Below are 19558 nucleotides of genomic sequence, written 5' to 3'. Positions count from 1 at the left end.
AGGCGCCCCTATAGATACTGGAAACAAACGCAAGATGAAAGAGTTAGTATGGGTTGGTTCGACCAGAACAAAAAAGCGGCGTCCGAGGACGCCGCTAAGGTCAGGAAAGGGGGCTTACAGGGCCAGGGCGCGGTGGATCACGGCATCACCGGTCAACACTTCTACCGGCACTGCCTGGTTGTTGCTGACCAGGGCGACACCCTGCTCAGTCTTGGTGATGGTGTAGTTGGCGTTGCCTTGGGCATCGAATACCAGGTGCATCGGCTTGGATACGGTGTATTCGTTCTGCTCACGGTTGTGGATGATGTTCTGCTCGTAGCGAACGGTCACGATCTGTTTGCCCTGGCTCAGGGTTACGGCGTCGGCGTGAACAGACACCTTGTCACCGTTGACCGCGGTGGCGAAGAAGCCATCGGACAGGGCCAGTTGGCCGGCGGAAGCGCCGGTGCTCAGCAGCAGGGTAGTAGCCAGAGTTGCAGTAAGAGTTGTAATTTTGCGCATGATGATTCTCCTTCCTAGTTACAGCGCCAGAAGGTCCATCGTCGGCGTGAAACCGTGATGACCCTGCAAGCCGCCGGCGGTGTCCTCGGTCCATGGAGGCCCCACCGTGAACGAGTGTGATCCCGGTCACTGCGACTTTGATTAAGTTTTACCACTACGTTAAAGAAAAGTGAACTCGGCAGCGACAGTAAACTGTGCGACCGGGCATTCGTCAGAGCATTCTGCTGCACGAGTGACTTTATTTGGTGGGACCGATCGATGCGCCAGCTGTAAAATGCATCGATATCAGGGCGGTAATGCCGAAAAAAGGCGCACAAGCTCCAAATTTTAACAACTTTAAAACGCATAGGTATGCGACTGATGTTCGCAACTTTATGCCTTTGAACAGCGCTTTGTTCTTTAACGAAGTGTTACAAAAGATGAGTGTGCAAGGAAGGGAAGGGCACCATGTTACAACTGGTCGCAGGTGTGGAAGCACGTCGCCAAATCGCGCAACAGGGGCTCACTCCCAAACTGTTTGATAAATGGATAGCGGCCAGTGGCGGACCGAAATGGTTGCCACTGGCGGCGCTGGACCGTCACCTGAGTCAGCACTTCTTAAGCTCGACTCAGCCGCTGACACTGATGGGGACCTCCTCCGGGGCCTGGCGCTGCGCTGCCCTGTGTCACCCGCAGGTCGAAGCGGCCCATCAGCGCCTGCAATATCACTACATCCATCAGCGCTACGACGCGCCGCCCAGCCAGCAGGAGGTGGCCCAGCAGTGCCGGGCATTGCTGGAAGCCGCGTTTGAGCCGCAAAGCCGCGCCGCCCTGGTAGGGCACCCCCATCGTCGACTCAACCTGATCGTCTGTCGTGGCCCTTTTGCCCGGGGCGACAAGGCTAGCATGCTGACCGCGGCGGGGCTGACGGCCCTGGTCAACCTGCTGTCTCGCCGTGCCATCAGTCTGTTGTGGCAGCGCTGGGTGTTGCACAGCGGTGAGGCCGGCCCCTTTACCCGGATGGAAGACCTGCCCACCTACTGCGCCCCGCTAAGCGGCGACAGCCTGATCCCGGCGCTGCTGGCCAGCGGCAGCATTCCCATGGTGCTGCCGGGGGAAACCGCGCTGCCCGGGGTGTCGTCCGGGCGCTATTTCGATGGCGGCATTACCGATTACCACCTGGATCTGCCGGCACTGTCACAGGGGGGACTGACGCTTTACCCTCACTTCTATCCCAGTGTGACCCCGGGGTGGTTTGATAAGGCGCTGCCCTGGCGCCGGGCCAGCGCCAACCTCAGTAAGGTGGTGATCCTGGCACCCACCGCCGAGTTCGTGGCCCAGCTGCCTGGCGGCAAGCTGCCGGATCGTACCGACTTCAAGCGGCTGCCCACCGAACAGCGGATCCAGGCCTGGGAGCGGGCCTCAGCGCATGGGGAGCTACTGGTTGAGGCGTTTGAGCGGCTGAGAGAGGATCCCATGCGCCACCTAGTTGTGGGAAAAACCGATTAGGGTAAGCAGATATTTGCCGTTGCAACGCAACTGATAATCGTTATCATTTGAATTGTGGCGACACGGCAACCCATCATTATTCGGAGGTAACCCCATGGCTAAGACTGTCTCCTTTGGCATCATGCACTTCATCATCGCCTTTGTGTTGGCTTACCTGCTGACTGGCAGCTGGGTCATTGGCGGTCTACTGGCGGTAATCGAACCGCTGGTCAACACCTTCGGCTACGCTATCCACGAGCGTGTCTGGGCCCGTATCGAAGCTCGCCGGGCGGAGCCTGTCTTCGCCTGAGCTCGCCACTCCCTGCAATGTTGATTGCCACCCCGATGGGGTGGCTTTTTTGTGTCCTGTCCAATTTATCTATTTCTCCTGTAAACCTGATGATTCCTCCTATCATTCTTTGCTAATAGCTTTGCCGGGTTGCCGGCAGCAACCAAAGGGGCGTTCCGCCCCCTTGGAACCCCCGCTTGCCTCCAATCGTCGCTAATCCTCTCTCTCGTAACCAATGTCTGCGGCTCTGGCTTGAGTCGACATCCCTGTCTCCGCAAGCCACTCAGGCCGTCCTGGCCTTCAGCCTGGTCTTTGGCTACTTCGCTCGGGCGACTTCAAGTCGGCGAAGAGCTGGTGGGGCACACAGTTCTGTTGGATTGAATGACTATGGAGAGTTCAGAACCCAATTAGGACAGAGGCTTTTTTGTGCCTGTCGCCCTGGGGGAAGGGCACAAAAAAAACCGGCTCTGGGCCGGCTTTTTGCGAGGGATGATGATGAATTCGGTCGAGGGGATGTCGTGAGAACCTCGACCTACGAAGCGGGGTATGGGAAGGACCCGTCTCGATGGAATGACTATCCCACGATGGCGGTGATAACGGCCAACGGGAATATTCCATTGCGCTAATCGAAGAAATCGTGGAACCGGGAAAAGAAAGCGAAACCGGGAAAAAGCGGTCTCCATAGGGAGATGAACTACACTGAAATGACTTACTAACCAATCCTTTTGGAAGGCCTGCGGGCTTGAAAACCTAAGGTTTTTTGCCCAAAGAGTCGCAGCTGGAGGCACTATGGAGCGAATCGAGGCGGCACTGCTTCCCATCGAGGCCCCGGTCTTGCCTCAGGGGCGCAAAGAGCTGCGCATCGTCACCCCGGGGCAGTTGCGGGTGGTGGCCGAGTCCCTGCGCAGCGGTAAGCCCTGCCTGGTGGCCTGCATGAACCGGGAGGAGGGCGATCTGCCGGTCTACCCGGTGGCAGCGCAGGTGCAGGTGGTGGATTTTTACCAGCTGGAGGATGACACCCTCTCCATCGTGGTGGAGGGGCTGCAGAAGGTGCGGATCTCCGACGTTTGGGCCGCTCCGGACGGGGTGTGGATGGGCAAGGTGCTGCCGATGCCCAACTGGCCGTCCCGCCCGCTGGGCGACAACTACGCCATGCTGGGGGAGGCGCTTAAGCGCCTCTATGACACCCAGCCCGACCTGGCGGATCTCTACTCCGATCTGATGCTCGAGGACGCCTGCTGGGTCAGCCAGCGCTGGCTCGAGGTCCTGCCCCTGATGGAGCAGGAGAAACAGATGCTGATGGAGCAGCCGGACTGCCGCAAGGCTATGCAGTACGTGATGTCATTGATACTTTCGCACCGAGACTAGCCTTGTTGCGCTCCAGGATCTGCTCCGCCATACCGGCACCCGCCGCTTCGTAGATGTTGTAGACCTGGCTGACCCCCAGGTCATACAGCTCCGCTTCCTCTTCCGGCCAGCGCGACACCGCGGCCACTTCCGCCTTGAACTTAACCCGCTTGAGCTGACGTGCGGTGAATTCGTTACCGTGGTGCGAGGGCATCGCCAGCAGCACCAGCTCGATGCTGTCCGAGTGCTCCAGCTTCTCCCAGAAATCGGTATCGGTGGCATCCCCCAGCACCACCTGGCGGCCGGCATTGTTGTGGTGATCGACGATCTCCTGCTTGTGGTCGATGCCAAGGATGTTGTCGCCATAGTGCTGGCGCAGATCGTCATAGGCACCGGAGCCGATCCGGCCCATACCGAAGATCAGCACCCGCGGCTGGCCCAGCCGGATTGGTTGATCCTCCGGGTGGGAGGGGTAGCGCTCCATCTTCTTAAGACGGGCGCGCCAGCGGCTGTAGATCTCCTGGCCGCGATCCGACAGCGGCGCCGCCAGCAGGAAGCTGAAGGTCACCATCAGTGCCATCACCCGCAGCCAGCTTGGATCCATGCTGCCCACGGCGATGGCCGCGGTCAGCACGATCAGACCAAATTCACTGAAGTTGCCCAGGGTCAGCGAGGCCATCATGGCACTGCGGGCACGCAGGCGGAAACGGGTCAGCATCGCCAGGAACAGCGCACTCTTGAACGGCAGCAACAGGGTCAGCAGCAGCGCAGCGACGATCTCGCTGCCGGTGGGCAGCCCCTGTTGACCGATGCTGAGGAAGAACGCCACCAGGAACAGCTCCTTGAACAGGAACAGTGACTTGGACAGCTCATTGGCCTTGCGGTGGCCGGCCAGCAGCAGACCCATTACCAGGGCACCGAGATCCGGCTTCAGCCCCACCAGGTCAAACAGCGCCGCGCCGGGTACCAGCGCCATGGCCAGGCCGAACAGCACCAGCACCTCGCCGTGGCCCACCCGGTCAAGCAGACGGTAGAACAGCGGCCGGGCCAGCGGCAGCGCCAGCAGACCTAGGGCCCAGACCGAGGGCAGCGCGCCCTTACTGGCGGTGAGGTACACCACGGCAAACAGGTCCTGCATGATCAGGATGCCGATGGCGGTTCGGCCGTACAGGGTCTGGCTGTCGCCGCGCTCCTCCAGCACCTTGATGGCAAACACCGTACTGGAGAATCCTAGGGCAAAGGCCAGCAGCAGGGTCTGGTCCAGACTCAGGGCGGCAAACTGACTCAGGCCCACCAGGCCCAGTCCCTTGATGAACAGGCTGGAGACCAGCACGGTCAGACCCAGGTGGATGCTGGCGCCGCCCCAAACCTCGGATTTGGCCAGGCTGCGCAGGTCGAGCTTGAGGCCGATGGCGAACAGCAGCAGCAGCACACCAAGATCGGCGATGGGCTCGAGGAAGGGCAGCGCCTCGATGCCTGCACCGTACAGGGCGAAGCCCGCCAGTAGGTAGCCAATCAGAGGGGGGAAGCCCACCACGGTGGCCAGAATGGCCAACAGCAGGGGCACGAGAAGCAGCATAGGGTCCAGCATTGAAAGGTGTTTCCGTTTCTTGTTTTCGCGCACAAAAATGCTAATTAGGCGCTCAGTTTACGGGCTGGAAGGGGTTGCCGCCTACCCCTTTTTGTGTCAGGTGGAGGTGGGGCGGATCTGGATCACAGTTCCGCCCACAGACAAGGAGGGATTATTCGTAGCGCAGCGCTTCGATGGGATCGAGATTGGCGGCCTTGTAGGCGGGGTAGAAGCCAAAGCCGATCCCCACCAGGGCGGTGGCGCCGATGCTGAGCAGGATGATCATCGGCGACAGCGCCATGCTCCAGCCAAAGGCCCCTTGCAGCACCAGCAGTGCCGCCAGGGAGAGGGCTAGGCCCATCAGAGCCCCGAGCAGACAGAGCACCACCGATTCGATCAAAAACTGCCAGAGGATGTCGCGGGGGCGGGCCCCCACGGCCATGCGCAGACCGATCTCCCGGGTACGCTCGGTGACCGACACCAGCATGATGTTCATCACCCCGATCCCCCCCACCAGCAACGACACCGCCGCGACCCCGGCCAGCAGGGAGTTGAACACCTGGTTGGCCTGGGCCCGGGTTTCCATCATCTGCGACAGGTTCATCACGCTAAACGGTGAGGTCTGATTAGCGCCGATGCGATGGCGCTGATCCAACAGGGCCACCACCTCTTCGCTGACGTAATCCATGTTGCGGGCGTCGTCCACCGACAGGGTCAGGCGCGAGACCCGGTTGATGTCGGAACTGCTGAATCCCAGCACCCGGCGGTTGGCGGTGCTGATCGGGATCATCAGCACGTCGTCCTGGTCCTGGCCGCGCATATCCTGGCCTTTGCCGTGGAGCACGCCGATGATTTCCAGCGGCACCTTGTTCACCCGCACGGTTTCTCCCAGCGCGTAGCGGGGATCGCCAAACAGCTCGGTGGCCACGGTCTCGCCGATCAGTGCCACCCGACCCGCCTGGGCGATCTCCTGCTCGCTGAAGCCGCGGCCATCGGCCAGGGTCCAGTTGGAGGCCAGCAGCATGTCGTTGTTGATGCCGGAGATCTGGGTATTCCAGTTGCGGTTGCCCCAGATCACCTGGCTCTGGCCGTTGTTGGCGGCTCCAGCGGCGACCACCTGGGGGATCTGCTGCTTGATCGCCTCGACATCGGCCAGCTGCAGTCGTTGATTGGCTCCGGCAGCGCCAACGGCACCGCCGCTGCTTCTGGCGCTGGTGCGCACCATCAGCAGGTTGGAGCCGAGGCTCTCGATCTGTTTCTCCACCTCGCGCTGGGCCCCTTCGCCCAGGGCAAACAGGATCACCACGGCGCTGATGCCGATGACGATCCCCAAGGTGGTGAGGATGGAACGCAGCAGGTTACGGCGCAGCGACACCAGGGCAGTAATAAACAGGGTCATGACAACGCCTCCTCGGCGGAGGCACTGACCAGCTGGCCATCGCGCAGCAAGATGGTGCGATCCGCCAGGGCAGCCACCTCGCGCTCATGGGTGATAAGCACCACGGTCAGTCCCTGTTGATTGAGCTGGCGAAACAGCGCCATGATCTCGCTGCTGGTACGGCTGTCCAGCGCACCGGTGGGCTCGTCCGCCAATAGGATATCCGGCCGGTTGATCAGCGCCCGGGCGATGGCCACCCGCTGCTGCTGGCCACCGGACAGCTGGCTGGGGGTGTTGTCCAGTTTGTCGCCCAGCCCCACCTCCTGCAGGCACTGGATGGCGCGCTGTTTGCCGTCGGTCACCAGGTTGTCCTGGTACATCAGCGGCATCATCACGTTGTCCAGCGCCGAGGTACGGGCCAGCAGGTTGAATTGCTGGAACACGAAGCCGATGTGGTCCCGGCGCAGCTGGGCCAGGGCATCCCGGTCCATGCCGCGGGTGCTTTTGCCCAGCAGCGCCAGCTCACCGGACTCCGGTGTCATCAGGCAGCCGATCAGATTCATCAGGGTGGACTTGCCGGAGCCGGAGGGGCCCATGATCGCCACCATCTCGCCGGTTTTGATGGTCAATTCCACCTCGCTGAGCACCTGGAAGCGCTCCCCTGCCATGGGGAAGCTGTGGCTCAGCTGGCGGCAGCGGATGGCGCTGCTCATAAGCGGCTCCGCATCTGGGTGATCACCTCACGGCCTTCCAGCTCCGGGCTGAGCAGGGCGGTGTGCTCGCCGTCGCTCAGGCCCAGCTGCACCGGGATCAGGGTCGGCTCGCCCTGCTCCAACACCAACAGGTGGCCGGCGCGGACCGCGCCGCTGTCCAGCTGCGCCTTCAGCACCTTCTGCTCGTCGGTGAGGATACGGTCCATCAGCTGGTCCATGCGTTGACGCATCTGCTCACGGTTGCGATCGCCACCGGGGCCCATGCTGGCACCGGCATCGCGGGCCGGGCGGGCCGCCCGCAGCTGCTCTCGCTGTTCATCGGTCAGATTGAGCGCCTCCAGGCTGCCCATCCGCGCGTTGCCGCTGTCATTGCTGCCGGCTTCCCGCTGGCCCAGGCGCACGGCGGCGTTGGGAATGCGTGCCACCTGGCGCAGGTTGTCCACCTGCAGCTCCAGGTTGGCGGTCATGCCCGGCAGCAGGATCCCCTCGCGATTGTTGGCGCTGATGATCACCGTGTAGCTGACCACGCCGGAGTTGTTTTGTGGGGCCTTGCGGATCTGACTGACCTCGCCCTGGAAGCGACGATCCGGGTAGGCGTCCACATCAAAGCTGACCCGTTGTCCTTCGGCCACCTGGCCGATGTCGGACTCATCGATAAAGGCCTCGATCTCCATCTCCGCCAGATCCCGGGCCAGTACGAACAGCTCCGGGGTGTTGAGGCTGGCGGCCACGGTCTGGCCGGGCTCGATGGTGCGGTTGATGACAAAGCCGTCGATGGGGGCGCGGATGTCGGTTCGGTCCAGTTCGATCTGGCCCTGGGCCAGGGTCGCCAGGTTCTGGGCCAGGGTGGCCTCCAGCGCGCCCAGCTGCAACTGCGCCTGCTGGTGCTCCAGTACGCTCAGCTGCGCCGCGGTGGCCAGACGGTCGAGCTCTTCTTCGGAGATGTGCTGTTGCCCCTTAAGGGCCTGGGCACGCTCCAGGTCGCGCTGGGCCAGCTCGGCATTGACCTGGGCCCGCTCGATGGCGACCTGCTGCAGCGCCAGATCCGCCGCCATCTTATCGACTTGGGCCTGGTACTGATCAACCCGGGCCTGGAAGGTGCGGGGATCGATCTTGGCCAGCAACTGGCCTGCCTCGACCGGGTCGTTGAAGTCCACCAGCACCTGGTCGATCTGGCCGGACAGCTGGGCGCCCACCACCACGTCGTCCACTGCCGCCAGGGTGCCGGTGGCGGCGATCACCTTGCGGATGTCGCCACTGTCGATGGCCTGGCTGCTGTAGAGGATCTCATCCTCGGGCTGGCCGCTGGGCCAGTAGAGGGCCGTCAGGCCCAGGGCCACCACGACGGCAGCCAGTGCGATGCGCTTCATAGCGACTCCCATGGGAAAATGTGGCCCCATGCTAGCGCTTTCCCCGGCCAAAAGCCGTCGATTATGCACACTCTTACCACTGGTTACATTTTGCGAAATTTGGCCGCAATCGGGGACAAAAAAAGCGGGGCCGAAGCCCCGCTTTTTTCATGCTTTGCTGCGTTACAGCTTGAGCACCTGGTCCAGGTGGTTGGCAAACGGCTGGGCCGCCATAAAGCCGGTGACGCGCAGCTGGCTCAGCTCTTCACCGTCGGCGGAGAAGAACAGCAGGGTGGGCAGGCCAAGCACGTCGAACGCCTCCAGCAGCTCGATATCCTCGGCGTCATTGCGGGTCACGTCCGCCTGCAACATCACCATGGTGTCGGTGCGTTCACGCACATTGGGCTGCGGGAAGGTCTTGTGCTCGAACTCCTTACAGGCCACACACCAGTCGGCGTATAGATCCAGCATCACTGCCTTGCCTTCGGCGTTGGCCTTGGCCACCTCGCGCTCCAGATCCGCCAGGGTCTTGATGTGGACAAAGGCCAAATCGTGGGCCGGGTTGACCGCATCGCGGTTCATCACCGCCTGCATGCCATAGGAGACCGAGCCCAGCAGGGCCAGACCCAGCACCACGGTGCGGCTGACCTTGAGCCAGTTGAACTGGGTGCGCTTGTTGGCCAGCAGCAGGTAGCCAGCCAGGGTGATGCCCCACAGGGCCCACAGCAGGTCGAGCACCAGGCCGGCGTAGAGGCGGTCCAGCATCATCAGTGCCACGGCGATCATCAGGAAGCCGAACACGTGCTTGATGGTTTCCATCCAGGCGCCGGCACGGGGCAGCAGCTTGCCACCGGAGGTGCCCAGCAGCAGCAGCGGCAGGCCCATGCCCATGGAGAGGGCGTACAGTGCCGCACCACCCAGTACCAGGTCACCGCTTTGTGCCACGTACAGCAGCACGCCGGTGAGCGGGGCAGTGGTGCAGGGGGAGGCCACCAGGCCGGAGATCAGGCCCATCACGAACACGCCAACGAAGGAGCCGCCCTTCTGTTGGTTCTGGGCGTTGTTGAGGCGGTTCTGCAGGCTGCTGGGCAACTGCAGGTTGTAGACCCCGAACATCGACAGCGACAGCACCACGAACAGCACCGCCAGACCGATCAGTACCGCCGGGCTTTGCAGCGCCGCCTGGTACTTCATCCCGGCGGAAGCCACCACCAGACCCAGCAGGGTGTAAGTCAGCGCCATGCCCTGGACGTAGGTCATCGACAGGGCGAAGGCCTTGCCGGTGGACAGCTTGTTGCCCTGGCCGCCGATGATGGAGGTCAGGATCGGGTACATGGGGAACACACAGGGGGTGAACGCCAGCAGGATACCGAGGCCAAACAGGGTCAGCAGCGGCAGCACCAGGGAGTCGGACGCCAGCATGCTGGCCAGGCCGTCCTGCTGGGTTTGCGGGCCGGTTTGCGCCGGGGCATCCGGCAGCACGCCGTCGTTGGCCGCCACCTCACTGAGGTAGATGGTCTCGCGGGTCGGCGGGTAACAGAGGATCCCGTCCAGGCAGCCCTGGTAGGTCACGGTGATGGTGGCGTCCTTGCTGGATTCGAGGATCGGCACTGTCAGGGTGACCTGGTCGAAGTAGACCGGCTGGTCGCCGAACCAATCGTCGAAATGGTTCTCTGGCTGCGGGTAGCGGATCTCGCCCACCACCGCTTCGCCGTCGATGGCCAGCTCAAACTTCTCTTGGTAGAGGTAGTAATCCTTGCCCGCCATCTTCCAGCTCAGCTGCAGCTGATTGTCCTGCTGGGCAAAATCAAAGGTGTAGGCCTGGTCAACCGGAAGGACCTGCGGCTCCTGCTTGAGGAAGGAGAAGCTGGCGCTGGCCTGAAGGCTGGTCAGCGTGAGCAGGAGTATGGTCAGTATTCTTTTCATAGTCACAGCGTTTGCGAAATTCCATGATACGGCAAGGCTCAGCGGCCGGGCATCGCCTCTCTATTGAGGGTCGATACGGCCCCGACGACCGGCTCGCTCAATGGCGAACAGGCAGAGTACCCCAAGCCTGAAAAATAATCCCCACCGAATGTCACAGTCCCGCACCCCTCCCCGAGCGAGGCTCAGGCGACGGCGACGACCGCTTCGGCTTGAAATCAGACCCGACAACCCCCATCTGAGTTTCATCACACCCAATAATTTCTCGAGGTACCGGTGGTCTTTTATCTGTTTTTGCTGTTTGCGGTGATGCCCATTGTGGAGATCTACGTGCTGATCCAGGTGGGTAATGCGTTCGGCGCCATGACCACCATTGCCCTGGTGCTGCTGACCGCCGCCGTGGGGGCGTCACTAGTACGCAGCCAGGGGCTGAGCACCATGATGAACGTGCAGCAGCGCCTCAACCAGGGCGAACTGCCCGGTCAGCAGATCGTCGAAGCGATGCTGTTGGCGGTGGCCGGGGTACTGCTGGTGACCCCGGGCTTTGTCACCGACCTGTTTGGCCTGCTGATCCTCACTCCGGCCACCCGTGCGCCAATTGCCCGCTACCTGATGGCGCGGATGCAGCTGCGGGTGGTGCACGGCGGCGGCATGGGCGCCGGCTTTGGCGGTGGCTTCGGGGCCGGTCCGCAGCAACCGCCTTTCGGTGATGACCGCCAGTCGCCGTTTGGCGATGATCCCCACCGCGGTGGCGGCAGCCAAAACGGCCAGACCATCGATGGGGACTACGAGCGCAAGGAGTAAGCCTTGCGGTAGCAAAAAGGGACGCCGAGGCGTCCCTTTTTTGTTGGGCAGATGGCTTAGGCGGTGGCCTTCACCTGGCCGTAGCGGGAGAACTAATAAAGCCCATTCAGCCGACTGCATAGTTAGTGGGAGCCATTGGTCTGTTTGCTTTGACACTTTCGACATCGGGAGAAATAATCAAGCCCTCGATTTATGTTTGCAAACATTTGAATTTTAATCACTTTGTTTGATTTTTTCATGATGCAATTTGCAGGATGCACCCCATGATCCCGTCTGTATTTGAAAGCTTCGATGATCGCCCGACCGATGTGTTTGTTGATCTGATGAAACGCGATTCCCGCTCAAGGGCCGAGCTGACCGAACTGCTGACCAACACCGCCATTGAAAATGGCTTTGTGGGCCCCCGTGAGCCCGTACCAGGTTTAGCGCTGGTGGAGTGGAACAAGGAAAAGAAAGCCCCCATGTGGGCCCGCCGAGCGGCGCTAGAGTTGCTGATCGCCCACGGTTGGACCCCCACCACCGCCAAAGAGTGGGCGCGATTTGCTAAGTTGTGGGTCCAGCGTCAGCGCCGGGCCAATCTGGAACGATTGCTGGAAGAATTGCCCAGTGGCTTTGATCCCGTGATGGCCCAGGCCTGGCTGCTTGCCGCGCTGGAGTCCGACCGCCTGTTCAGGGCGAACAAGCAAATAAAAGAAGGGAAAGCCCGTGGCTGAAACAAGAACTCACCTTTATTACCTGGTCAAAGAAGCGTTCCGAACCACCAGGCCCCAGCTTGCGATGGCAATGATGGCCCGCCTGGTGGACAGCCCAGAACTCAAGCTGACCCGCGACGAACTGGCCGAGGCCACGGCAGGTATGTTTAATTCAGTGAATCATCACGCTACCAACGTGGGCCGCACGGCGAAGGAACTGGAACGGGAAGGGCTGGTGAAAGTTCGCTTTGTCCGACCGGATGGCAGCTTCGCCCCCAACCCTAGCGCTGGCGTGAAAGCCAACTACTACGTCACTCGCAAAGCGGTTGACCAGCTTTGGCCTTCTCATGCCCTCCAGAAAGAATTCAACATTGATGAGATTCTGGCGGCGAACGGGATAGAGGAAGCCATTGATGGCTGATCTCTTTTATCGTCTGGAGCTGGGGGGCCGTCCCCTAGTGATCGATTCGCTGTTGTTCCAAGCACGGCAGCAATCCATGACCCAGGCCGAGTGTGCCGAGGCGCTGTTAGCACGGTGTCAATCTCAGGACTACACCCAACGGACTTCGCTCAATGGCAATAACCTGGCCGGCTGGGCTGGGCAGCACGCCATGACCACGGGCCAGGGTGCCAGGTTGAAGAAAGGCGGTGATTGCCCTTGGTGGGCGGTGCGTGGTGCGCTGGATCTGTTATTGGACGCTACCTGGTTGCCGCGCTCTCCCCAGGAGTGGGCTGTGATGGCTAAGCACTTGGTTCAACTGGCCGGCGATAATGCTGGCTTTGTGCAGTGGCTGGCTCAGGCTCCTGATCATCTGCCAAAGGATACGCTGGCCGGCTGGCTGGTGGCGTTCTCTGAACACCGGGCCGGCAAGGAGTTGGCTAAGCAGCTTCGCCATTGTGCCTTGCTAAATTAAACATATAGCTCTGAAGGATGCTGACTATGAGTTTGATTAAGAAGTTTTACCGAATTGTGCGAAAAGAAGATCCCGTAATGATCGTTGGGGTTTTGGTGTTCGTCGCTGCTTTCTTTTTAACTGGAATATTTCTCTAATTAAATCAGAGAACAAGACCAATAAATCGGGTTATTCTGAACACAAAAAAAGGGACGCCGAGGCGTCCCTTTTTTGTTGGGCAGATGGCTTAGGCGGTGGCCTTCACCTGGCCGTAGCGGGAGAACTGACCGACGTAGGTGAGCAGGGCCCAGATCCCCACCACCACGAACCAGCCGATGGGGGTGGTGGCCAGCAGATAACCGATCACCGTGGCGCTGCCCACGCCAATCAGCCCCGGCAGCATAAAGCTGTGGTTGAAGATAAAGCGGCCGATGCGGGTGGTACCGGAGCGGTCAAAGTTGATGGCCGCCAGATCGCTGGGGTAGAAGCAGAACACGAAGTAGGCGTAGCAGGCCGGCAGGACGCCGATCATCACCTTGGGATCCACCCCCAGCACAAAGCCCATCGGCAGCATCACCGTCAGGGTAGCGGCCTGACTCTTGAGGAACATCGACACCGCGAACATGGCGATGGCGAAGGTCCAGGGGGCCGCCGCCACCATGTCACTGATCTGCTCGATGATGTAAGGCTTGTGGGCAGCCACGATGGTGTCGCTGAACCAGGCGATACCGAACACGGTGATCACCGCGGTCATGCCGGCCTTGAACACGCTGGAGTTGGGGATGTCGGCGGTCTTGATGCGGGTGCTGAGCAGGATCAGGCCCCCCACCGTCAGCATCATGAACTGCAGCGCCACCGACAGGGACAACGGCTTGCCGGATTCGGTCACCGGCAGCAGCGCCGGGAACAGCGCCACCACCACGATGGCGGCGATGCCAGCGAGGAATACGCCCAGGCCGATCTTGGCTTCCCGGGTCACGGCCTTGTCCAGGGTGGTGGCCTGACCGCCTTCGATGTAGGCGCGCTGGTCAGGATCCGCCAGGCGTGCCTGGAACTCGGGGTCGTCGGCCAGCTCCAACCCACGCTTGACGCTCCAGGTGGCGGCAATCAATACCCCCATCAGGGTGGCGGGGATGGTGACCGAAAGAATATCCAGCAGGCTGACTGAGACGTTGTTGGTGGCGGTGGTGGCCAGCACCACGGCGGCAGCCGCGGCGATGGGGCTGGCGGTGATCCCCATCTGCGAGGCAACGGTGGCGATGGCCATCGGCCGCTCCGGACGGATCCCCTTGCTGTAGGCCACGTCGTAGATCACCGGCAGCAGCGGATACACCGAGTGGCCAGTCCCCACCAGGGTGGTTAGGCTCCAGGTGCACACCGGGGCCAGGTAGGCCACCTTTTCAGGCCGGCGACGCAATAGCCGTTCGGCAACCTGTACCAGCAGGGTCAGGCCACCAGTGACCTCCAGCGCGGCCGAGGCGGCCACCACTGCCAGGATGATCAGCATCACGCTGACCGGCGGCGAGCCGGGCACCACGCCAAACACGAAGGCCAGGATCGAGACCCCGAGGCCACCGAGCAGGCCCAGGGCCATGCCGCCGTAGCGAATACCGATAAAGATGATGCCAAGCAGTAGAGCGAAGTGGATCCAGAACATGTTTCCCATCCTTTTGTGACGCTTCCTGCTGCTCAAATTAGCGTCGCTGGCGGGGGAAAAACCTCGGCTGGGTCATGTTTGCCGGTCTCCGCCAAAGCGACGGCCCAAGTTGGGATCCCGTGTAAAAAAAAAGCCTTAGCGCAGAAAAAGGTTTCAGGGACCGGGCAGCTCAGACAGGTAGCCAGCGGGCATCGCGGTGCCCTGACCCTGTTGGCGGCGCTGGCGGGCCAGGCGGTAGCAGTAGAGACCAAACACCAGGTTGATCACCGCCATGGCCAGGAACAGTCCCTGGGCACCGCCCAGCCGGGTGGCCAGCCAGGCCAGTGGCAACAGGGCCGCCACCCGGGCGACGCTGAGCAGCAGGGCACGCATCGGCTGACGCTGGGCGTTGTAGGCCACCACCATCATGATGACGATGGCCAGGGCACCGTAACCCAGTGGCACCCACAGCAGGTATTGGCTCAGGTAGCTGTGGGTTTGCGGATCGGTGGCAAACAGCCCGGCCAGGGCGTCGATGTTGGGCCAGAGCACGAGGTAGACCGCCAGCTGCAGCAGCAGGATGACGTGGATGCTGCCCATCAGGGCGCGGTTGGCCCGGGCACTCTGACCGGCCCCCAGGTTTTGCGCCATAAAGGGCGCCAGCGCGCCGCACAACGCGGTGACGCCGATGATCAGCAGCGATTCGATCCGGTTGGCGGCACCGAAAGCCGCCACCGCGTGGGTGTCAATGCGCGCCAGCAGGGCGATGATCACCGCGTTGGCCAGGGGATTGAGCAGGTAGGAGAGGGTGGCCGGGCGGGCGATGTGCAGTTGCACCTGCCAGTGGGGGCGCAAGCGGCGACGGCAGGGGCGGGCCAGCAGCCGGTGGCGGCGCAGCAGCATGGCACCGGCCACGACGAAAGCCACCATCCATGCCAGCACGGTGGCGATGGCCGCCCCCTGCAGGCCAAAGGCCGGCACCGGGCCGAAGCCAAAGATGAACAGCGGATCGAGCAGGGCGTTAAGCAGGGCAACAATGCCGGTAACCAGGGCCGGGGTCAGGGTGTTGCCGGTGGCCCGAATGGCCTGGTTACCGACAATCGGTAACACCATAAAGGCCGCCCCCAGGTACCACACCAGCATGTACTCGCGCACCATCGGCAACAGCGATTCTGAGGCGCCGAGCAGGCGGAACATCGGGTCGATGGTGAGACAGCCGACGGCACCCACCACGCTGATCACCAAAAGCGCCAGCAGCAGACCATGGCTGCAGAACTGCTCCGCTTCACGCCGCCGGCCCTGGCCCAGCAGGCGGCCCAGTTGCACCGCCATGCCGGTGCCCAGTCCGAGGGCGATGGAGATGGTCATCAGGGTGGGTGCCAGGGTCAGGCCGAAGGCGGCTAGGGGCTCGGTGCCGAGGCGGGAGATAAAGAAGGCGTCGGTCAGCTGGAACAGCAGCAGGCAGCAGACGGCAAACAGGTTAGGCAGGGACAGGCGAAACAGGGTACGGGCAATGGAGCCATTCAGCAGATCCAGCTCTTTTCCCATAACTACCCCGCGTAACCAACAACACACCTGCTGGGATTGTACGTTCAATCCTCAGGCGAGGATGGTATCAACAGCACAACTGGGTGAGCAAAGGATATCTGTGGCTGTGTGACGGCAAAAAAAATTCCTCTCCCCCCTTGTTTTCCCCCGGCTGCCACCCCCATATACCGATTCAGTTGGCGGCGAGAGCCGACATACCCGTATTTGTACCGAACAACACGGAACCGTTCTTAGGAGAGATTACAGATGAAAATCCGTCCGTTGCATGATCGCGTTATCGTTAAGCGCACCGAAGTTGAGTCCAAGTCCGCTGGCGGCATCGTTTTGACTGGCAGCGCTGCTGAGAAGTCGACTCGCGGTGAGGTGGTGGCCGTAGGTAAGGGCCGCATCCTGGACAATGGTGACGTTCAGCCGCTGGACGTGAAGATCGGCGACACCGTGATCTTTAACGAAGGTTACGGCGTGAAGACCGAGAAGGTCGATGGCGAAGAAGTGCTGATCATGTCCGAGTCCGACATCCTGGCGATCGTTGAATAATCTGTATCCAATTCTGAAGGAAGAAAGTAATGGCTGCTAAAGACGTAAAATTTGGTAACGACGCCCGCGTAAAAATGCTGGCGGGTGTAAACATCCTGGCCGATGCGGTTAAGGTCACCCTGGGCCCGAAAGGCCGTAACGTGGTACTGGACAAGTCCTTCGGCGCGCCGGCCATCACCAAAGACGGTGTGTCCGTGGCGAAGGAGATCGAACTGGAAGACAAGTTCGAGAACATGGGCGCCCAGATGGTCAAGGAAGTCGCTTCCAAGGCCAACGACGAAGCCGGTGATGGCACCACCACCGCCACCGTGCTGGCCCAGTCCATCGTCAACGAAGGCCTGAAGGCCGTTGCCGCTGGCATGAACCCGATGGATCTGAAGCGCGGCATCGACAAGGCTGTTGTGGCCGCGGTTGCCGAGCTGAAAGAGCTGGCCGTACCCTGCGCCGACTCCAAGGCCATTGCCCAGGTAGGCAGCATCTCCGCCAACTCCGACACCTCCGTGGGCGAGATCATCGCTACCGCGATGGAGAAGGTAGGTCAGGAAGGCGTGATCACCGTTGAGGAAGGTCAGGCGCTGGAGAACGAGCTGGACGTGGTTGAAGGCATGCAGTTCGACCGCGGTTACCTGTCTCCCTACTTCATCAACAACGCTGAGAATGGCACTGTTGAGCTGGACGCCCCGTTCATCCTGCTGGTGGACAAGAAGGTCTCCAACATCCGTGAACTGCTGCCGATCCTGGAAGGCCTGACCAAAGCCGGTAAGCCGCTGCTGATCGTGGCCGAGGACGTGGAAGGCGAAGCCCTGGCCACCCTGGTTGTGAACAACATGCGTGGCATCGTTAAGGTCGCCGCGGTTAAGGCTCCGGGCTTTGGCGATCGTCGTAAGGCGATGCTGCAGGACATCGCGATCCTGACCGGCGGCACCGTGATCTCCGAAGAGATCGGTCTGGAGCTGGAAAAAGCCACCCTGGAAGACCTGGGCAGCGCCAAGCGCGTTGTTATCTCCAAGGACAACACCACCATCATCGATGGTGTGGGTGAAGAGACCCAGATCAAGGGCCGCGTTGAGCAGATCAAGCAGCAGATCGAAGAGTCCACCTCCGACTACGACAAAGAGAAGCTGCAAGAGCGCATGGCCAAGCTGGCCGGCGGTGTTGCCGTGATCAAGGTTGGCGCTGCCACCGAAGTCGAGATGAAAGAGAAGAAAGACCGCGTTGAAGATGCCCTGCACGCCACCCGTGCAGCGGTAGAGGAAGGCGTAGTAGCCGGTGGCGGTACCGCCCTGGTACGCGTTGCGGCCAAGATCGCTGACCTGACCGGTGACAACGAAGACCAGAACGTGGGCATCAAGCTGGCCCTGCGTGCGATGGAGTCTCCGCTGCGTCAGATCGCCTACAACGCCGGTGTGGAATCCTCCGTGATCGCCAACCAGGTACGTGACGGCGCCGGTAACTACGGTTACAACGCCGGTACCGGTGAGTTCGGTGACATGCTGGAGATGGGTATCCTGGATCCGACCAAGGTAACCCGCTCTGCGCTGCAGTTCGCCGCTTCCGTGGCTGGCCTGATGATCACCACCGAAGCGATGGTGACCGACCTGCCGAAGGACGAGGCTGCGGCCGGTGCCCCGGACATGGGCGGCATGGGCGGCATGGGTGGCATGGGCGGCATGATGTAAGCCCAGCCCCGGCTGCAACAAACGGACGCTTCGGCGTCCGTTTTTTTATGCCTGCGAACTGCTAAGGCTTGTTTTATCTACACTTAGAGTTTAAAAAATGGCGGTAATTCACCAAGGTGGAGGGCGCATTGTGGTAAAGCTTGTACGATTCTTGAACAGAGCGCGGCCCGGTCGCAATCTTTTTGAATCTTTTTCCCTGCGCCGCTTCTAACACCTTGTATGAAGTCACCTGTAGAGGAGTGGGCAATGAAGAGACTGTTATGGCTGGCGGCGGCATTGGTCAGTGGCAATGCCCTGGCAGAAGAAGCACCGGAGTGGCCGACGCAGGACGGCGCGGTCACCGTCATCTGGCAGCAGCCGGATGATTACACCGACGTGCGCACCGGCACCGGGATCCAGTCCCGCTATCAGAATCACGTCTTTGCCACCTTGGGCAAGCACCTGCAAAAGCAGATCGAGCCGATGCTGACCGAGGGGCAGACCATCACCTTCACCGTCACGGATCTGGATCTGGCCGGGGATGTACGCCCCTCCATGGGCCGCACTACCAGTGATATCCGCATCATCAAGAGCGTCTATCCACCCCGTATCGCCTTTAACTACGAGGTGAAGGACCCCGCCGGTCAGGTGGTGACCCAAGGTGAAGAGAACATCCGCGATATGGGCTTCGACTCCCGACCGCCGAGCCGCTATCGCAACGAATCGCTGCGCTATGAGCTGCGCATGCTGGATGACTGGGTACGCAAATCGCTCCCAGACCAGCTGGCCAGTAACTGAAAAAGCCGCCCGGGAGGGCGGCTTTTTTATCCTTTCAGCGACTGCCGAAGCTGCTGCAGTGTGGTCAGCAACAGCTCTAATTTTCTAACCATTTCAGGTAGCTGCTCTGGGTTTGGCTCAGCCTCGAAGGCTTGCAGCTGCTCCCCCAGCTCTTTAACGTAGGGGGTGAAGCGATTGGCCTGGCAGCTGAAGCCGGCGTCTTCGCGGAACACGGCAGCAAACTTGCCCTTGCCCTCTTTTTGCATCGCCTCGAGCAGGCTGTCGGCATCCAGCGCCTGGCGGTAGGCGGCCTGCAGGCTGGTACGGTATTGTTCAATGATGGTGTCGTAGGACATGATGGCTCCCCCAAATTTCTGGGGCAGATTATAGAAAGCCAGGGGAAGCGACTCAAATCCGCTGTTTCTCTGGCAGCGGTGGCCTGTATGGGTTGCCGTGGCGCTTTTTTGGTAACACAA

Annotated in this window: 19 protein-coding genes; 10 read left to right on the top strand and 9 right to left on the bottom strand. The window is 61.3% G+C overall.

From position 1 onward, the window contains the following. Nucleotides 1-114 precede the first annotated feature (114 nt). On the bottom strand, nucleotides 115-501 hold the full coding sequence (locus BUC04_RS13855; protein ID WP_067661777.1) for a DUF2057 family protein: 387 nt from the start codon (nucleotides 499-501) through the stop codon (nucleotides 115-117). A 447-nt stretch (nucleotides 502-948) separates the two neighbouring features. Between BUC04_RS13855 and BUC04_RS13850 the strand changes: the two genes are divergently transcribed. The 3 genes from BUC04_RS13850 (at nucleotide 949) to BUC04_RS13840 (ending at nucleotide 3625) form a co-directional block, all read left to right on the top strand. Beyond that, nucleotides 949-1989 (top strand): patatin-like phospholipase domain-containing protein, encoded by a 1041-nt coding sequence (locus BUC04_RS13850; protein ID WP_067661779.1) that lies wholly within the window; start codon nucleotides 949-951, stop codon nucleotides 1987-1989. A gap of 94 nt (nucleotides 1990-2083) precedes the next feature. Beyond that, nucleotides 2084-2278 (top strand): DUF2061 domain-containing protein, encoded by a 195-nt coding sequence (locus BUC04_RS13845; protein WP_067661781.1) that lies wholly within the window; start codon nucleotides 2084-2086, stop codon nucleotides 2276-2278. A 768-nt stretch (nucleotides 2279-3046) separates the two neighbouring features. Next, nucleotides 3047-3625, top strand: coding sequence for an LON peptidase substrate-binding domain-containing protein (locus BUC04_RS13840; RefSeq protein ID WP_067661783.1), 579 nt, complete (start codon nucleotides 3047-3049; stop codon nucleotides 3623-3625). Here BUC04_RS13840 and BUC04_RS13835 read toward each other — a convergent pair. From BUC04_RS13835 to BUC04_RS13815, 5 genes are all read right to left on the bottom strand, one after another. Next, the gene (locus BUC04_RS13835) at nucleotides 3582-5183 is read right to left on the bottom strand and encodes a cation:proton antiporter domain-containing protein (RefSeq protein WP_234977415.1); all 1602 of its coding nucleotides are present in this window, start codon (nucleotides 5181-5183) and stop codon (nucleotides 3582-3584) included. The two genes, BUC04_RS13840 and BUC04_RS13835, sit on opposite strands and share 44 nt — an antisense overlap. A gap of 163 nt (nucleotides 5184-5346) precedes the next feature. Further along, nucleotides 5347-6573, bottom strand: a complete 1227-nt coding sequence (locus tag BUC04_RS13830) for an ABC transporter permease (protein ID WP_067661785.1) — start codon at nucleotides 6571-6573, stop codon at nucleotides 5347-5349. Further along, nucleotides 6570-7265, bottom strand: coding sequence for an ABC transporter ATP-binding protein (locus BUC04_RS13825; protein ID WP_067661786.1), 696 nt, complete (start codon nucleotides 7263-7265; stop codon nucleotides 6570-6572). Before BUC04_RS13825 ends, BUC04_RS13830 begins: the two co-directional genes overlap by 4 nt. Next, on the bottom strand, nucleotides 7262-8635 hold the full coding sequence (locus BUC04_RS13820) for an efflux RND transporter periplasmic adaptor subunit (protein ID WP_067661788.1): 1374 nt from the start codon (nucleotides 8633-8635) through the stop codon (nucleotides 7262-7264). The genes BUC04_RS13825 and BUC04_RS13820 overlap by 4 nt, the downstream gene beginning before the upstream one ends. Before the next feature lie 162 nt (nucleotides 8636-8797). Then, nucleotides 8798-10540 carry a protein-disulfide reductase DsbD gene (locus BUC04_RS13815; RefSeq protein ID WP_067661790.1) on the bottom strand — a complete coding sequence of 581 codons (1743 nt, stop codon included), beginning with the start codon at nucleotides 10538-10540 and terminating at the stop codon, nucleotides 8798-8800. 273 nt (nucleotides 10541-10813) lie between these two features. On the opposite strand from BUC04_RS13815, the gene BUC04_RS13810 reads away from it, so the two are divergent. From BUC04_RS13810 to BUC04_RS13795, 4 genes are all read left to right on the top strand, one after another. Then, entirely contained in the window at nucleotides 10814-11341 is a 528-nt protein-coding gene (locus BUC04_RS13810; protein ID WP_082766728.1) for an FxsA family protein, read from the top strand. Nucleotides 11342-11604: 263 nt separating this feature from the next. Next, entirely contained in the window at nucleotides 11605-12054 is a 450-nt protein-coding gene (locus tag BUC04_RS13805) for a hypothetical protein (protein WP_067661793.1), read from the top strand. Then, nucleotides 12047-12454 (top strand): hypothetical protein, encoded by a 408-nt coding sequence (locus BUC04_RS13800; protein ID WP_143165723.1) that lies wholly within the window; start codon nucleotides 12047-12049, stop codon nucleotides 12452-12454. The genes BUC04_RS13805 and BUC04_RS13800 overlap by 8 nt, the downstream gene beginning before the upstream one ends. Further along, nucleotides 12447-12947 carry a hypothetical protein gene (locus BUC04_RS13795; protein ID WP_067661797.1) on the top strand — a complete coding sequence of 167 codons (501 nt, stop codon included), beginning with the start codon at nucleotides 12447-12449 and terminating at the stop codon, nucleotides 12945-12947. The genes BUC04_RS13800 and BUC04_RS13795 overlap by 8 nt, the downstream gene beginning before the upstream one ends. A gap of 226 nt (nucleotides 12948-13173) precedes the next feature. On the opposite strand, the gene BUC04_RS13790 is transcribed toward BUC04_RS13795, so the two are convergent. Continuing rightward, nucleotides 13174-14583: an anaerobic C4-dicarboxylate transporter gene (locus BUC04_RS13790; protein WP_067661799.1), complete on the bottom strand. Its 1410-nt coding sequence runs from the start codon at nucleotides 14581-14583 to the stop codon at nucleotides 13174-13176. A 153-nt stretch (nucleotides 14584-14736) separates the two neighbouring features. Then, nucleotides 14737-16110 carry an MATE family efflux transporter gene (locus BUC04_RS13785; protein WP_073325930.1) on the bottom strand — a complete coding sequence of 458 codons (1374 nt, stop codon included), beginning with the start codon at nucleotides 16108-16110 and terminating at the stop codon, nucleotides 14737-14739. Nucleotides 16111-16356: 246 nt separating this feature from the next. Here BUC04_RS13785 and BUC04_RS13780 point away from each other — a divergent pair, with 246 nt between their 5' ends. The 3 genes from BUC04_RS13780 (at nucleotide 16357) to BUC04_RS13770 (ending at nucleotide 19103) form a co-directional block, all read left to right on the top strand. Beyond that, on the top strand, nucleotides 16357-16647 hold the full coding sequence (locus tag BUC04_RS13780) for a co-chaperone GroES (protein ID WP_067661801.1): 291 nt from the start codon (nucleotides 16357-16359) through the stop codon (nucleotides 16645-16647). Between the two features lie 29 nt (nucleotides 16648-16676). Further along, a complete protein-coding gene (gene groL / locus BUC04_RS13775; RefSeq protein WP_067661803.1) occupies nucleotides 16677-18326 on the top strand; it encodes a chaperonin GroEL in 1650 nt (549 codons plus the stop codon). Nucleotides 18327-18572: 246 nt separating this feature from the next. Next, nucleotides 18573-19103 (top strand): DUF3016 domain-containing protein, encoded by a 531-nt coding sequence (locus BUC04_RS13770; protein ID WP_067661805.1) that lies wholly within the window; start codon nucleotides 18573-18575, stop codon nucleotides 19101-19103. Nucleotides 19104-19129: 26 nt separating this feature from the next. Here BUC04_RS13770 and BUC04_RS13765 read toward each other — a convergent pair whose 3' ends face one another. Beyond that, the gene (locus BUC04_RS13765) at nucleotides 19130-19438 is read right to left on the bottom strand and encodes a hypothetical protein (RefSeq protein WP_067661807.1); all 309 of its coding nucleotides are present in this window, start codon (nucleotides 19436-19438) and stop codon (nucleotides 19130-19132) included. Nucleotides 19439-19558: the final 120 nt, after the last annotated feature.

This window comes from Ferrimonas marina (genome assembly GCF_900129905.1).
Taxonomy (GTDB): domain Bacteria; phylum Pseudomonadota; class Gammaproteobacteria; order Enterobacterales; family Shewanellaceae; genus Ferrimonas; species Ferrimonas marina.
This window is presented reverse-complemented; position numbering and strand designations above follow the sequence as displayed.

Coding starts and splice junctions, on each gene's coding strand:
- BUC04_RS13790 (WP_067661799.1), bottom strand. CDS start 14,583: ATGTTCTGGATCCACTTCGCTCTACTGCTTGGCATCATCTTTATCGGT.
- BUC04_RS13835 (WP_234977415.1), bottom strand. CDS start 5,183: ATGCTGCTTCTCGTGCCCCTGCTGTTGGCCATTCTGGCCACCGTGGTG.
- BUC04_RS13830 (WP_067661785.1), bottom strand. CDS start 6,573: ATGACCCTGTTTATTACTGCCCTGGTGTCGCTGCGCCGTAACCTGCTG.
- BUC04_RS13845 (WP_067661781.1), top strand. CDS start 2,084: ATGGCTAAGACTGTCTCCTTTGGCATCATGCACTTCATCATCGCCTTT.
- BUC04_RS13765 (WP_067661807.1), bottom strand. CDS start 19,438: ATGTCCTACGACACCATCATTGAACAATACCGTACCAGCCTGCAGGCC.
- groL (WP_067661803.1), top strand. CDS start 16,677: ATGGCTGCTAAAGACGTAAAATTTGGTAACGACGCCCGCGTAAAAATG.
- BUC04_RS13855 (WP_067661777.1), bottom strand. CDS start 501: ATGCGCAAAATTACAACTCTTACTGCAACTCTGGCTACTACCCTGCTG.
- BUC04_RS13840 (WP_067661783.1), top strand. CDS start 3,047: ATGGAGCGAATCGAGGCGGCACTGCTTCCCATCGAGGCCCCGGTCTTG.
- BUC04_RS13850 (WP_067661779.1), top strand. CDS start 949: ATGTTACAACTGGTCGCAGGTGTGGAAGCACGTCGCCAAATCGCGCAA.
- BUC04_RS13780 (WP_067661801.1), top strand. CDS start 16,357: ATGAAAATCCGTCCGTTGCATGATCGCGTTATCGTTAAGCGCACCGAA.
- BUC04_RS13785 (WP_073325930.1), bottom strand. CDS start 16,110: ATGGGAAAAGAGCTGGATCTGCTGAATGGCTCCATTGCCCGTACCCTG.
- BUC04_RS13805 (WP_067661793.1), top strand. CDS start 11,605: ATGATCCCGTCTGTATTTGAAAGCTTCGATGATCGCCCGACCGATGTG.
- BUC04_RS13795 (WP_067661797.1), top strand. CDS start 12,447: ATGGCTGATCTCTTTTATCGTCTGGAGCTGGGGGGCCGTCCCCTAGTG.
- BUC04_RS13815 (WP_067661790.1), bottom strand. CDS start 10,540: ATGAAAAGAATACTGACCATACTCCTGCTCACGCTGACCAGCCTTCAG.
- BUC04_RS13825 (WP_067661786.1), bottom strand. CDS start 7,265: ATGAGCAGCGCCATCCGCTGCCGCCAGCTGAGCCACAGCTTCCCCATG.
- BUC04_RS13770 (WP_067661805.1), top strand. CDS start 18,573: ATGAAGAGACTGTTATGGCTGGCGGCGGCATTGGTCAGTGGCAATGCC.
- BUC04_RS13820 (WP_067661788.1), bottom strand. CDS start 8,635: ATGAAGCGCATCGCACTGGCTGCCGTCGTGGTGGCCCTGGGCCTGACG.